Annotated in this window: 11 protein-coding genes; 7 read left to right on the forward strand and 4 right to left on the reverse strand. The window is 66.9% G+C overall.

What is annotated here, in order from left to right; genetic code table 11:
- Positions 1–30: 30 nt before the first annotated feature.
- The gene (locus tag O3305_RS12160; RefSeq protein WP_269572806.1) at positions 31–2,316 is read right to left on the reverse strand and encodes a glycoside hydrolase family 3 N-terminal domain-containing protein; all 2,286 of its coding nucleotides are present in this window, start codon (positions 2,314–2,316) and stop codon (positions 31–33) included.
- A gap of 206 nt (positions 2,317–2,522) precedes the next feature.
- Here O3305_RS12160 and O3305_RS12165 point away from each other — a divergent pair, with 206 nt between their 5' ends.
- Entirely contained in the window at positions 2,523–3,539 is a 1,017-nt protein-coding gene (locus O3305_RS12165) for a LacI family DNA-binding transcriptional regulator (protein WP_269572807.1), read from the forward strand.
- Positions 3,540–3,709: 170 nt separating this feature from the next.
- A complete protein-coding gene (locus O3305_RS12170) occupies positions 3,710–5,146 on the forward strand; it encodes a glucoamylase family protein (RefSeq protein WP_269572808.1) in 1,437 nt (478 codons plus the stop codon).
- A gap of 104 nt (positions 5,147–5,250) precedes the next feature.
- On the opposite strand, the gene O3305_RS12175 is transcribed toward O3305_RS12170, so the two are convergent.
- A complete protein-coding gene (locus tag O3305_RS12175; RefSeq protein ID WP_269572809.1) occupies positions 5,251–7,053 on the reverse strand; it encodes a family 43 glycosylhydrolase in 1,803 nt (600 codons plus the stop codon).
- 77 nt (positions 7,054–7,130) lie between these two features.
- Positions 7,131–10,013 (reverse strand): TonB-dependent receptor, encoded by a 2,883-nt coding sequence (locus O3305_RS12180; RefSeq protein ID WP_502958201.1) that lies wholly within the window; start codon positions 10,011–10,013, stop codon positions 7,131–7,133.
- A gap of 317 nt (positions 10,014–10,330) precedes the next feature.
- Between O3305_RS12180 and hslV the strand changes: the two genes are divergently transcribed.
- Both hslV and O3305_RS12190 read left to right on the forward strand, forming a co-directional pair.
- Positions 10,331–10,882 carry an ATP-dependent protease subunit HslV gene (gene hslV, locus O3305_RS12185; protein ID WP_269572811.1) on the forward strand — a complete coding sequence of 184 codons (552 nt, stop codon included), beginning with the start codon at positions 10,331–10,333 and terminating at the stop codon, positions 10,880–10,882.
- 19 nt (positions 10,883–10,901) lie between these two features.
- Positions 10,902–11,270: a hypothetical protein gene (locus O3305_RS12190; RefSeq protein WP_269572812.1), complete on the forward strand. Its 369-nt coding sequence runs from the start codon at positions 10,902–10,904 to the stop codon at positions 11,268–11,270.
- A gap of 116 nt (positions 11,271–11,386) precedes the next feature.
- On the opposite strand, the gene O3305_RS12195 is transcribed toward O3305_RS12190, so the two are convergent.
- Entirely contained in the window at positions 11,387–11,707 is a 321-nt protein-coding gene (locus O3305_RS12195; RefSeq protein WP_269572813.1) for a hypothetical protein, read from the reverse strand.
- A 116-nt stretch (positions 11,708–11,823) separates the two neighbouring features.
- Here O3305_RS12195 and O3305_RS12200 point away from each other — a divergent pair, with 116 nt between their 5' ends.
- The 3 genes from O3305_RS12200 (at position 11,824) to O3305_RS12210 (ending at position 14,055) form a co-directional block, all read left to right on the forward strand.
- A complete protein-coding gene (locus O3305_RS12200) occupies positions 11,824–12,660 on the forward strand; it encodes a 23S rRNA (adenine(2030)-N(6))-methyltransferase RlmJ (RefSeq protein ID WP_269576506.1) in 837 nt (278 codons plus the stop codon).
- 270 nt (positions 12,661–12,930) lie between these two features.
- A complete protein-coding gene (locus O3305_RS12205; RefSeq protein ID WP_269572814.1) occupies positions 12,931–13,206 on the forward strand; it encodes an FAD-dependent oxidoreductase in 276 nt (91 codons plus the stop codon).
- A 57-nt stretch (positions 13,207–13,263) separates the two neighbouring features.
- Positions 13,264–14,055, forward strand: coding sequence for an FAD-dependent oxidoreductase (locus tag O3305_RS12210; RefSeq protein ID WP_269572815.1), 792 nt, complete (start codon positions 13,264–13,266; stop codon positions 14,053–14,055).
- Positions 14,056–14,114: the final 59 nt, after the last annotated feature.

Below are 14,114 nucleotides of genomic sequence, written 5' to 3' on the forward strand. Positions count from 1 at the left end.
CGGAACGTCAGCCCCGGCCTTTCTGATGCGTTATGCCACCAGCGTGAACTGGGCATGCACCCCGTCGGCCTGGGCCGAGGGTGCGATCCACAGGTCGAACAGCCCCGGCTCGACGGTCGGCTTGTTGTCGCGGCCGATGAACAGCAGCTGCTCGCGCTTGAGCTTGAAGGTGACCGTCTCGCTCGCCCCCGGCGCCAGTGCCAGCTTGCGGAACGCCTTGAGCTCGCGCACCGGACGGGTCACGCTCGCCACCCGGTCGCGGATATAGAGCTGGACCACTTCCTCGATCGCATGCGCGCCCGAGTTGGTGATCTTCGCCGAGACGCTGATCTCGCCGTCCCAGGCCAGGTTCGCCGGCACCGAGAGGTCCGAATAGCCGACCTTGCCATAGGTCAGGCCGTGGCCGAACGGGAACAAAGCCGAGTTCGGGATGCCGCGATAATGCGCCTTGTAAGGCTGCAGCGCGCCTTCCGGGTTCGGGCGGCCGGTCGGCTTGTGGTTGTAGTAGAAGGGTTGCTGGCCCGGCGAGCGCGGGAAGCTGCACGGCAGGCGCCCGGCCGGGCTGTAATCGCCGAACAGCACGTCGGCGGTGGCGTTGCCGCCTTCCGAGCCCAGGAACCAGGTGACCAGGATCGACGGCGCGTTCAGCACCGCGCCCTCGAGCGCCAGCGCGCGGCCGTTCTTGAGCACCACCACGATCGGCTTGCCGGTCTTGGCCACTGCTTCCGCGAGTTCCATCTGCGGCGCGGGAATGACGATCTCGGCGCGCGACTGCGCTTCGCCCGACATGTTCTCGCTCTCGCCGATCGCCAAGATCACCACGTCCGCCGCGTTCGCCGCGGCCACCGCCGCCTCGATCCCGCCGGCCAGCGGCTCCTCGACCTTCGAGCCGAGCGTCACGCTCACCGCATTCCTGTCGGCCACCGCGCCGCGCACGCCCGTCGCCAGGTCGATCGCCAGCTTGTTGTCGCCGTAAACCACCCAGGGCCCGTTGATGTCGTGCTGGCCTTCCGCGAACGGGCCGATGATCGCGATCTTCTTGCCGCTCTTGGGCAGCGGCAGCAGGTCGCCGTCATTCTTGAGCATCACGATCGACTTGCGGCCGGCCTCACGGGAAAGCGCGATCGCCTGCTTGGTGCGCGAGCGCGCCTTTTCGCGCTTGGCGTCGATGCGCCGGAACGGATCCTCGAACAGGCCGAGCCGGGCCTTCATCACCAGCACCTTGCGCACCGATTCATCGACCCGCGCGATCGGCACTTCGCCCTTGGCGACCAGATCGGGCAGGTGATCGCGGTAATAGCCGCTGGTCATGCTCATATCGACGCCGGCCAGGAAGGCGAGCTTGGCCGCCTCGCGCGCGTCCGCCGCGAAGCCATGGTCGATCATCTCCATGTCGCCGGTGTAATCCGAGACGACGAAGCCATCGAACTTCCACTCGTCGAGCAGCAGCGTGCGCATCAGCCATTCATTGCCGGTCGAGGGAATGCCCGAGATCTCGTTGAACGAGGCCATGCCGGTGAGCGCGCCGGCGTCGATCGCGGTCTTGAACGGCGGCAGATAGACTTCGCGCAGCGTCCGCTCGGACATGTCGACGCTGTTATAGTCGAGCCCCGCCTCGGCCGCGCCATAGGCGGCGAAGTGCTTGAAGCAGGCCAGCATCGAATCGATCGCCTTCAGGTCCTTGCCCTGGAAGCCGCGCACGCGCGCCGCCGCGATCAGTTCGCCGAGCAAGGTATCCTCGCCCGCGCCTTCCATCGTGCGGCCCCAGCGCTGGTCGCGCGCGATGTCGACCATCGGCGCGAAGGTCCAGTCGATGCCGGCCGCGGCGCCTTCGTACGACGCCATGCGCGCGGTGCGCTCGGCCAGGTCGGGATCGAAGGCCGCGGCCTCGCCCACCGGCACCGGGAAGATCGTGCGGTGGCCATGGATCACGTCGGCGGCGAAGAGCAGCGGGATCTTGAGGCGCGACTTGGTCATCGCCACCGTCTGCATCCGCCGCGCCATCTCGGCGCCATTGCCGTTGAACACGCCGGTCAGGCGCCCCTTCTCGACCTCGGCGAGCTGCCCGTCGAAGCTCGGGCCATTGGTCGGCGGATTGAGCGCAGTCGCGACGGTACCGGACCAGGCGGCCGGCAGCAGCGTCAGCTGCCCGGCCTTTTCCTCCACCGTCATCTTGGCGATCAGCGAATCGATGAAGGCGGGCGCCGGCATCTGGCCGGCCGCCTGCAGCATCGCGCGCGCCGGGCTCGCGGCCCAGGCCGCGACAGCGCCTGCGCCCATCAGAGCCGCGCGCCGCGAAATCCTGGTGTCGAACATCGTGTTTCCTCTCCTGTGCGCCCCTGGCCAACCACCAACGGACATTGTCTCAACCATATCCGGTCGCGAAACTTTTTTGCTTGTCGCAACCGTCCGTAACCGGTTACATAACTCGCACACGGCTTGCATTGCAATCGCCGAAGCGGTCTGAAACGCAGGAAACATGCGCCCAAGCTTTTGGGGGGCCGAGGGAGGAAGGGACTGAAATGGCCGAGGCCACCATCCGGGATGTCGCGCGCCGCGCCGAGGTATCGGTCGCGTCGGTGTCGCGCGCCCTGAACGGCCTGGACAATGTCCGTGCCGAGACCCGCGAAAAGGTCATCAAGGCCGCGAACGAGCTCGGCTATGTCCCGCATGCCGGCGCGCGCAGCCTCAGCCTGGCCCGCGCCCATGCGATCGGCGTCGTCCTGCCCGACCTGCACGGCGAGTTCTTCTCCGAATGCGTGCGCGGCATGGACAAGGAAGCCAGCCGGCGCGGCTATCTGCTGCTCCTCTCCAACATGCATGACGACAGCGACCAGGCGGCGGTGGCATTGCGCGCGATGCGCGGCCGGGTCGACGGGCTGCTGGTCATGGCGCCGCACATCGCGCCCGAGACGCTCGAGCATGCGATCCCGCCCGCGCTCCCCTCGGTGATGCTCAACAGCCATGCCGACCTGCCCGGCCGCCCGGCGCTGCGCTTCGACAACCGCGCCGGCGCCGAGGCGATGGTCGATCATCTCGTCGCCAATGGCTATCGCCACATCGTCCATATCGCCGGGCCCGAGGGCAATCTCGACGCCGCCCAGCGCGCCGAGGGCTATCTCGCCGCCTGCGCGCGCCACGCCCTGCCCGCGCGCATCCTGCCCGGCGACTTCAACGAGGAAGCCGGCGAAGCCGCCGCGCGCGCGATCCTGGCGAGCAGCACGCCCACCGACGCGGTGTTCGCCGCCAACGACATGATGGCGATCGGCTGCCTCCACGCCCTGCGTTCCGCCGGCACCCAGGTGCCCGAGCAGATCGCCGTCGCCGGCTTCGACGACGTGCCGCTCGCCCGGTATCTCTCGCTCAGCACGATCCGGGTGAACATCGCCGAGATGGGCGCCCGCGCCGTCGCCCGGCTGATCGACCTGCTCGAAGGCAAGGACCTGACCCGTGCCAGCGAGACCCTCCCCCCCGAGCTGGTTACGCGCGCCACCACGGCGCCGCGCACCGCTCACCCCAACGGAGCCGCGCATGCGTGACCGCGGCTCCGTTCCTTTTTCGGCCTGGGATGTAACCGGTTCCAGCGCCAATTTCCGGGATACACCCCCCTCGGGGGCGGCGCCTCATGCGCTGCCCCCAATTTTTCCGGCCGGAACTCCGGCCCGGGGTGGAACCGTTACTCTCTCTTATCGTGTATGAGGCTTTGGACATGATCGACCGGCGCGCGCTCCTCTCGCAGTCTTCGGCGCTGCTCGCCGCCACGGCAGTGCCCGGCGCCGCCGCGGCCCAGTCGCGCAAGGGCGCGGGCGTCCGCACGCTGCCCGCCTTCTACGAGGACATCGAGTACCGCACCTTCCGCTGGTTCTGGGAAACCGCGCGGCGCGACAACGGCCTGGTGCCCGATCGCTACCCCTCGCCCAGCTTCTGCTCGATCGCTTCGGTCGGCTTCGCGCTCACCGCCTACCCGGTCGGCGTCGAGCGCGGCTGGATCACCCGCGCCGAGGCACGCGACCTCACCCTCACCACGCTGCGCTTCTTCTGGGAAGCGCCGCAGGGCCCGGAGCCGAGCGGCAATATCGGCTACAAGGGCTTCTATTATCACTTCATCGACATGATCAGCGGCGCGCGCTTCGGCCGCACCGAACTGTCCAGCGTCGATACCACGCTGCTGCTGATGGGCGTGTTGTTCGCCGGCCAATATTATGACCGCGCCGATGCGAAGGAGCGCGAGATCCGCGATCTCGCCCACAAGCTCTATGCCCGGGCCGACTGGAACTTCTTCCGCTCGGACGGCCGCAAGCCCGTGTCGATGGGCTGGCATCCGGAGCGCGGCCTGATCCCGAGCAGCTGGACCGGCTATAACGAGGGCATGTTCGTCTACATCCTCGGCCTGGGCGCGCCGGAGCATCCGCTCCCGGCCGACAGCTGGGACGTGTGGACCGCAACCTATCCGCGCAGCTGGCGCGGCGAAGGGCCGACCCGCCACATCGCCTTCGCGCCGCTGTTCGGCCACCAGTATAGCGAGTGCTGGATCGATTTCCGCGGCATCCGCGACAAGGTGATGCGCGAGGCCGGGTTCGACTATTTCGAGAACAGCCGCCGAGCCACCTATGCCAGCCGCGCCTATTGCATCGCCAATCCGCAAGGCTGGGACGGCTGGTCGAAGGATATCTGGGGCCTCACCGCCTGTGACGGCCCCGGCGGCTTCAAGCTCGACTTCAAGGGCAAGCCCACCGACTTCTTCGGCTATTCGGCACGCGGCCCGCTCGGCCAGCCCGACGGCCGCGACGATGGCACCCTGGCACCCACCGCGGCGCTCGGCTCGCTGCCCTTCGCGCCCGAGATCGTGATCCCGGCCGCAGAGGCGATGCGCCGCGAACATGGCGACCTGCTCTACGGCAAGTACGGCTTCTTCGATTCGTTCAACCCGAGCTTCCGCTGGACCGACAAGAAGCTGTCGAACGGCCGCGTCGATCCGGTGAAGGGCTGGTACGACACCGACTATATCGGCATCGACCAGGGCCCGATCCTGCTCCAGGCGGCGAATTACCGGAACGACTTCGTCTGGAAGCGCATGCAAGGATGCGCGCCGATCCGGAAGGGCCTGAAGGCGGCGGGATTCACCGGGGGCTGGCTGGGCGCATAATAGCCCTCTCTCGCCCAATACCGTCATCCCGGCGAAAGCCGGGATCTCAGGCGAAGGCGCGGGAAAGGAGCCGCACGAGATCCCGGCTTTCGCCGGGATGACGGCTATTTGATCCGCACCGCCTTGGTCCGCCGCGAAACCCCATTCTCGTCGAACGCCTCGACCGCGACCCAATAATCCACGCCGACATTGAGCGCGCGGATGTCCAGTGCCGCGCCCTGGTCGGCCCAGCGCTGATAGGTCAGCGTCAGCCGGTCCGGCCGCACGCCCCACAGCACGTTGTAGCCGACCGCGCCGGACACCGGCTTCCACATCACATGCGCATTGCGGGCATCGCTGTCGCGCCTCGCCGTCACGCCGCCCGGCGCCGCGGGCGCCTTGCCGCCGGCCGAACCGAACACGCGCAGGTCGGCGATCGCCAGGTTCCTGCCGCCGACATGGCCGTGCACATAGCGCACATACCGCGCCCGTACCGGTGCCGGCAGCTGGAAATAGGCGTTGGGCCGGTCGCGCCGCGGCGCCTCGGTCTTCGCCAGCGGCGACCAGTTCTTGCCGTCGAGCGAGGATTGCAGCTCGAACTCGGTATAGATGTCCGGCGCATCGCCGAACCGCCCGGCCTTGTAGTCAGCGAAGTTGACCTGCACCGCGCGCAGCGTCTTCGCCGCGCCCAGGTCCACCGTCAGCGTCTCGCCGGGCTTGTTCGCGCCCGCCACCCAGAAGCTGCGCGGGTCCTCGTCGGTCGCACGGCCCGCCGCGAACTCGCCCATGGTCGACGAAGCCATTGCCGGCTTCTTGTACGAAAGCAGCATCCAGCCGGTGAACAGGCTCTCGGGGTCTTCGACCTTGCCGGTCGGGGCATAGTGCGGGAAGTCGCCGAAGCGGGTCGAGACCGCCATCTGCCCGTCCGCCCAGAACCTGGCCGGCCACATCCCGATGCGGCGCTCGAAGGTCCAGTTGTATCCGATCCACGGCGTGCCGGTGTTCCACCAGTTGCCGTTGACGTCCTCGAAGGTCGAGCCGTGCCCCGCGCCCTGCACGAAGCCGCCGGGCTTGTAGGCTACCGGGTTCCACGGCGCATATTCGAACGGCCCGAGCGGCTTGTCGGAGACATAGGTGCCGTTGGAATAGGCGTTATATTCGGTGCCCGGCGCGCCGTACTGGAGGAAGTAGCGACCGTTCACCTTGGTCATCCAGGCGCCTTCCATGAAGGGCTGGATCGGCGTCCCGTTGGGCAGGGTGCCCGAATGATCCTGGCCGAACCGCTCCCAGCCATGCTGGTCCGGATGCAGCGACAGCATCGGCTTCGGCTTGCCCTTGTAGATCAGCTTGCCGTCCTCGAACGCGATCTCGATCCCGTAGAGCGGGAAGACGTTGGACGAGCCCCAGTACAGGTACCATTTGCCGTCCTCGTCCTTGAACAGCGCCGGGTCCCAGGGGCCGGGCGGCACCTTGTCCTCGCCCGGCGCGGGGACGTGCCCCTCGCCCACCGACCCGACCAGCTCGGGCATCCGGCGCACGAAGAAGTCGAGCGTGCCGCTGTCGGGGTCGGTGGTCGATAGGATCGATTCCGCCCGCGTCATCGACGGCTGGATCAGGATGCGCTCGCCGTCGCTCCACACCGCCGGCGCGACGATCGAGTTGAAGGGCCAGCGGCTCGGCTTGATGAAGGTCCAGTGGACCAGGTCGCTCGACGACCAGTAGCCGTCCGCCAGCGTCTGGAAGAGATAGTATTTGCCCTTGTGGGTGACGATCGCCGGGTCGGCGCCGGTGCGGTACGAGACGCCCTGGTTCACCTGCTCGAAATTGTAGCGGTAATCGATGTCGATCGGATTGGTGTAGGTCTGGCGCACTTCCTGCGCGTGCGCGGCGGTGGCCACGACCAGCCCGAGCGGAAACAGGATACGCATGTCACTTCCCCGAAAAGAAAAGGGGGAGGAAAGCCCGTGGCTCGCCTCCCCCCGAAATTGTCAGCGCGAAGCCGGGCTTAGAACTTGTAGCCCAGGCGGAACTGGATGCGCCGCGGCAGCGTGATCGTGTTGTTGCCGATGCGGCCCGGATCGAGCGGATCGGTCGCGCTGAAGAAGCCGTCGAAGTCCTTGAAGTTCTTGTTGTTGAACGCATTCAGGATGTCGACCGCGGCCTCGACCTGGCCGATGCCGTTGATCTTGAAGCGGTTCGCCAGCGTCAGGTTGACTTCGCAGAAGGCGAAGAGCCCCTCGATGCAGTTCTTCTCCGGATAGGCCGAGGTGATGCGCAGCTTGCCGGTGTCGAAGCCCTGGGTGGCGTCGGTGACCTGATAGGCCTGGCCGCTACCCAGCTGGGTGACCGTCGAGAACGAGAAGCCGAGCGGCAGGTCGACCATGCCCGAGATCACCACCCGGTGACGCTCGTCGCCCGGACGGGCACGCCAGCCATAGGCGTCCGGGGTGATGCCATCGAGGCTGAACAGGTCGTTGCCGTTCTGCTCCGCCTTGGACAGCGTATAGGCGATGTTGAGGCCCCAGCCCGACGACTTGGTGTAGTTCTTGTCGAGCGTGACGAAGAGCGCCTTGTAGCGCGTGTCGAGGCCGTCATAGCCGATCAGGACGTTGGCATAGCCGTACGGCACCACCGTCGAGGTGTTGCAGCAATTGCCCAGGCCGTTGTTCTGACGCGTCGCGAACAGGTTGGTGTAGCCGTTGCGGCCGCGCTGGTACGAGCCGGTGATCGAGGCCTGGAACACGCCGATACGCTGGCGCACGCCGAGGCTGAACTGGTCGTTGACCGGCGGCTTGGCATCGTTCTTCACCGCGAACAGCTCGGGCAGGCCCGCCCCCGCGGCGCTGGCGCGCAGCGCGATCAGGCCCTCGCGGGTCAGGTAGGACGGGTTCCACGCCACGGTCGGCAGGCCCGAGCGCGGCGAGCCGTCGGTCGAGAAACGGAACACGCCGATCGGGTTGAGCACGCGCGACAGCTCGTCGACCGTGTTGTTGAAGTTGTTGCGGTCGTAATAGCGGCCCCAGCCGCCGAAGATCACCGTCGAGCGATCGCCGTTGAGGTCGTACGAGAAGCCGACGCGCGGCGCGAAGGCGCCGGTGAACGGCTTACGGTCATGCCCGTCGGTGATGTAGTTCTCGGGATCGAAATAATAGGTCTTGGGCAGCGAGCGCAGCGCGGCGGCGGCGCTGGCCGGCGTCACATATTCGTTGTTGAAGCCGTTGGTCTCGTAATCCCAGCGCACGCCCAGGTTGAGCTGCAGGCGCGGGGTGAGGTTCCAGTCGTCCTGCACATAGACGCCGACCTGGGTGTTCGACGCCTGGATCAGCGAATTGCCCAGGCCCAGGCGCGCCTCGCTCGGGAAGGCGAAGCTCAGATTGTTCCCGGGATCGCTGACGAAGGTGTAGTGCGGCTGGACATAGGCCTGGTTGTCGAAGGTGATGTCGGTCACCTGGACGCGCACGCCCGCCTTGAACACATGGCCCGCAATGCCCGAATAGGTGAAGTCGTTGCGGAAGGTGTAGCTGTTCTGCGTTTCGCGGCGGGTCGAGTCCTTGCCGCCCGCGATGATCACGCCGGCATATTCATATTGCGGCAGCTCGGGGTGCAGCGAGGTCGGGTTGAACGTGTAGTTCAGGTAGCTGGCGTTGAACTCGTTGACGAAGTTGCTGCCGTTATACGCCCATTTGAACTGGTAGGTGTCGACCCGGTTCTTCTTGTTCTCCGCGGCCTCATAGGAGGTCTGGTTGCCGAAGCCCTGGATGTCGGACTCGTCGCGGCGGCTGAACGACAGGTCGAAGGTCTGGCGATCGTCCGGGGTCAGGGTCAGCTTGCCGAAGTAGAAGTCGCTGCGGAACGGGCTGACGAACGCGCCCTCGAGCGTGCTGATGTCGCGGCCGAGCGACGCCGAGGCCGCGGCGCGCAGCGCGGGCGTGCCGCCGGCGACCACGTTGAACGCGCGGTCCTGGTCATTGCCTTCATAGGCGCCGAAGAAGAACAGCTTGTCCTTGATGATCGGGCCGCCCAGCGCCGCGCCGTACTGCTTGCGCTCGAAGGCCGGCTCGGCGCGGTTGTTGCGCTTGTCGAGGTACGACTTCTCGCTGAGGCTCTTGTCGGTGTACTGGCCGAAGATCTCGCCATGGAACTCGTTGGTGCCCGACTTGGTGATCGCGGTGACGATCGCGGCGCCGGCCTGCTCGTACTCGGCCTTGTAGTTCTGCGTCAGGACGCGGAATTCCTGCACGGCGAGCTGGCCGAACGGGTTGCCGCGGCTGTTCTGCTGGCCGGCGATGCCGCCCTCGCGCAGCTGGTTCTTCAGGCTGACGCCGTCGATGAACACATTGACCTGGCTGGCGGTCGACGCGCCCGAGGTGATGCCCTTGTCGGTCTCGCTGTCATTGTAGCGCACGCCCGGGGCGAGCGCGGCGAAGGCGAGGAAGTTGCGATCGGTCTGCGGCAGGCGCTCGATCTGGGTGGTGCTGACGTTGGTGGCGACTTCGCTGGTGCGCGTCTCGCGCAGGCGGGTGCCGGTCACCACGATCTGGCTGCCTTCGGTCGGCGCGGTCGCCGCGGCGCCGCCCACCGCCAGGTCGAGGCTGGCCGCCTCGCCGACGCCGACGACGATGTTCTGGCTCACCGTCTCGGTGCCGGCGGTCGCGGTCACTTCATATTCGCCGGGGCGCAGGCCGTTCAGCGCATAGCCGCCATTGGCGTCGCTCACCGCGCGGAAGGTCTGGTTGGTCGCGATGCTGCGCGCGGTCACCTGGGCGCCCGCCGCCGCATTGCCGTCCGCGCCGGTCACCTGGCCGCTCAGGCTGGCGGTGCTGACCTGCGCCGAAGCCAGGGTCGGCAGCATGACTGCGCCGCCCGCAAGCAGGGTCGCGGCGGCCATTGCCGTCGCCGAGATGCCGCGCGTCAGGACACGACGCTTCGAATTGGAAATCGCCACTCTAATCCTCCCCAGCCCAAGGCTGTAATCGGTTACAAACTCGGGTCCGCATTGTTCTTATTTTTGTGCGCGGACAGAAACGCCCCCTGGAACCGGTTACATGAAACTGTCAATCCCATGATTGCGTCAGCGTTGTCGGGAGCGCATTTTGCTGCGGTGCGATGTGTCCCGCGTGCAACACTCGTCCCTGGCTGGCGCGATCGACCGGTCATCGGGAGTCCCTCTTGCGGCGCAGCCGGGGTGTTCCCCATATCTGCGCCATGAGCGAAACAAACGCGTGGCACGGCACGACGATCCTTTCCGTGCGCAAATCCGGCAAAGTGGTGATAGCAGGCGATGGGCAGGTCTCCGCCGGCAACACCGTGATGAAGCCCAATGCCCGCAAGGTGCGGCCGCTGGGCGATGGCAAGGTGATCGCGGGCTTTGCCGGCGCCACGGCCGATGCCTTCACCCTGTTCGAGCGGCTCGAGGCCAAGCTGGAGCGCCATAACGGCCAGCTGCTCCGCGCCGCGGTCGAGCTCGCCAAGGACTGGCGGACCGACAAGTATCTCCGCAACCTCGAGGCGATGCTGATCGTCGCCGACGCCGAAGTGACGCTGGTCGTCACCGGCAATGGCGACGTGCTTGAGCCCGAGGGCGGCGTCGCCGCGATCGGCTCGGGCGGCAATTTCGCCCTCGCCGCGGCGCGCGCGCTGGTCGATTACGAGAGCGATCCCGAGAAGATCGCCCGTCAGGCGATGAAGATCGCCGGCGAGCTCTGCGTCTACACCAACGATCGCCTCACGGTGGAAACGCTGGACAGCGCCAATTAACCAACGCATCGGCGGCGGCATGAAGTTCCGCATGGATTATGACGCCGCCCGCAACCGCATCCTGGTCGAGATCCGCGATTTCTGGACGATCGACACCGTCCGCGAATTCGCGGCGGCGGCGGGCGCGCAGGCCCAGGAAGTGCTGGCGATCCGCAACGACTATGACGTGCTGATCGACTCGCGCGACTTCACGGTCCAGGCCAACGACGTCGCCGACCTGCTGCCCAGCATCGCCGAGGCCGGGCTCACCCTAACCTCGGGCCGCGCCGCCTCGGTGGTCGGCAGCCACCTCAACAAGCTCCAGGCCGAACGCACCCAGACCCATCCCCGGATGCGGATCTTCATGACGGTGGAAGAAGCCGAGGCGTGGCTGGCCGAGGCGCGCTGAAATTCAGCCCCTTAATTCCCCGGCGAAGGCCGGGGCCCAGTCTCAACGCAGCCGGTCAGGCGCGTGAACCTCTCGAACGACATGGCAACCGGGCCCCGGCATTCGCGGCGAACGCCTCAGTTGCCGTCGGCATCGACCATGAACACCATCGGCCTACCGCGCGACATCGGCTCCCAACCGGCCGACAGGGCGGCGCGCACGCACCGCGAGATCGTGGCGTCATCGAGCTGGAGACGACCGCGTGGCAACCCCTTCAACAGCCGCTTGGGCGGCGGAAATTCCACCAATGCTTCGCGCTTGGCATCCTGCTGGAGAATGGAAATCGTCATTCCCTTCCAGCCTTCGTCATCCGACAGATGCGGTTCGCGCTGAAGGTGCCAATCATAGGATACGCCATCGACATTTACGGTGCCGGCATTGCCTCGGGAGTTCGACATATGGCCGGCACTAGCATACCAGCCGTGGCGAAGCACGGGGCGGGTTCATGTCCAGGGTACAGGCGACGCCTGCACTTGGCGCATGCAAAGGCAAACCGGCAGGGTTTTGGATTCCAATGAATTATCGCCATTCCTTCCATGCGGGCAACAGCGCCGATGTCGTGAAGCATAGCCTGCTGATCGCCCTGGTCCGGGCCCTGCAGCAAAAACAGGGCGCGCTGACCCTGATCGACACCCATGCCGGCTGCGGGCTCTACGACCTTGGCGGCGAGCAGGCCCAACGCACCGGCGAAGCCGCACAAGGGGTGCTGCGGGCCTTTGCCGACGCGAACCCCTTGCTCGACGACTATCGCGCCGCCGTACGGGCAGTGAATGTCGGGCCGGAGCCACAGCTCTACCCCGGCTCGCCGCAGTTCCTGGCGCAGCTCCTGCGCCCGCAGGATTTGCTGATCCTCAATGAAAAGCATCCCGAGGATGCCAATGCCCTGCGCGGCGCGATGCGCGGCACACCCGCTGCCGTGCACGAGCGCGATGCCTATGAGCTTTGGCTGGCGATGCTGCCGACCCGAACGCCGCGCGGCGTGGTGGTGGTCGATCCGCCGTACGAGCAGACGGACGAACGCGCCCGCATCACCGCCACCCTCGCCGCGGCGCACCGCAAATGGGCACATGGCGTGACGGTGATCTGGTATCCGCTGAAAGACCGCGCGACGCATCAGCGGTGGAAGGGCGATCTGCGCAGGCTCGGCATCCCGAAATTCCTGGTCGTGGAGCATTGGATCTATGACGCCGATCAGCCCGGCATCTATAACGGCGCGGGCCTTTTCATCGTCAACCCGCCCTATGCCTTCACCCAGGCGCTGCCGCCGCTGCTGGAAGCCCTCCGCGCCGCGCTGGCACCGGAAGGGCATAGGGGCGAGATCATCGCCGATTGGCTGGACGATAGAAACTGAGCCTGGTCCCGGATCCAGGCTGTATCGACATTCAAGCGGCGCCCCGAGCCTATGCTGATCCCCGGCGAAGGCCGGGGCCCAGTTGCCATGTCGTTCGAGAGGTTCACGCGCCTAACCAACTGCGTTGAGACTGGGCCCCGGCCTTCGCCGGGGAACCAGGAAGTGGCCGAATGTCGATACGACCTAAGCCCCTCCACCCATGAGCCCAGCTCATGGCTCTCCCAACCAAAACCAGGTTGAGCGCGGCCCCGCGCGCCCTACCCTGCGGCCATGCAGATCGCCCGCCGCCCGCTGATCGCCTCCGCCGCGCTCGCCCTCCCCGCCTGCACGACGACCGCGCCGCGCCCCCGGCTGGCGAGCGCCAGCACCACCCGCGGCCCGAAATGCCTGCCGATCGTCAATGTCGCGCCAAGCCGCGTCATCCGCACCGTCGCGGGCCTGCGCCCCTACCGGTCGCAAGGCTTCGTCGTCCGCGCCGAGGCGCTGGGCGACAAGCGCCTCGTCCATAATTACGGCCATGGCGGCGCCGGCATCACGCTGAGCTGAGGCACTTCGCGCCTCGCGGTCGATCTCGGCCTGCCCGGCCATAGCGGCCCGGTCGCGGTGCTCGGCTGCGGCATTGTCGGGCTCACCACCGCGCGGCTGCTCCAGGAAGCCGGCCGCCAGGTCACGCTCTATGCCGCCCAGCTGCCGCCCCACACCACCTCGAACATCGCCGGCGGCCAGTGGCATCCGGCCAGCCTCTACGATCCCGGCCAGGTCACCCCCGAATGGATCGCCCAGTTCAAGCTGGCGATGGACTATAGCTGGCGGCGCTTCCAGATCATGGTCGGCGAGGAATATGGCATCCGCTGGGTGCCGACCTATCTCCAGATGCGCGACGATCCGGCCGAGGATTCCGCCGAGCCCGATCTCTCCAGCGCCTATGAGGCCGACCGGGTGATCCTCGGCCCCGGCGAGCATCCCTTCCCTGTCCGGCGCGTCCGCCGCTTCAGCACCATGTATGCCGAGAGCGGTCATCTCCTCCGCCAGTTGATGCGCGACATCCAGATCGCCGGCGGCAGGTTCGTGACCCGCGACTTCGCCACCCCGGCCGACATCCTCGCCCTGCCGGAAACTTTGGTCTTCAACTGCACCGGCCTCGGTGCCGGCAAATTGTTCGGCGACCCCGGCATCGAGCCGGTGCGCGGCCAGCTCGCGGTGCTGCTCCCACAGAGCGAGATCCAATATGCCTTTGCCGGCCGCATGGGCTATATGTTCCCCCGCGCCGATGGGATCATCTGCGGCGGCACCTTCGAGCATGGCGAATGGGATGCCACGCCCCAGCCCGATCGGATCGCGAAGATCCTCGAGCGCCAGCGGGACTTCTTCTCGGGCTTTCACTGCACGGCTTGAAGCGGACGGGGCGGCCCCCAACATCGGGGTCCGAAACGAAGCCAGAGTATCCAATCCCC

The organism is Sphingomonas sp. NIBR02145, from assembly GCF_027359115.1.
Taxonomy (GTDB): Bacteria; Pseudomonadota; Alphaproteobacteria; order Sphingomonadales; family Sphingomonadaceae; genus Sphingomonas; species Sphingomonas kyeonggiensis_A.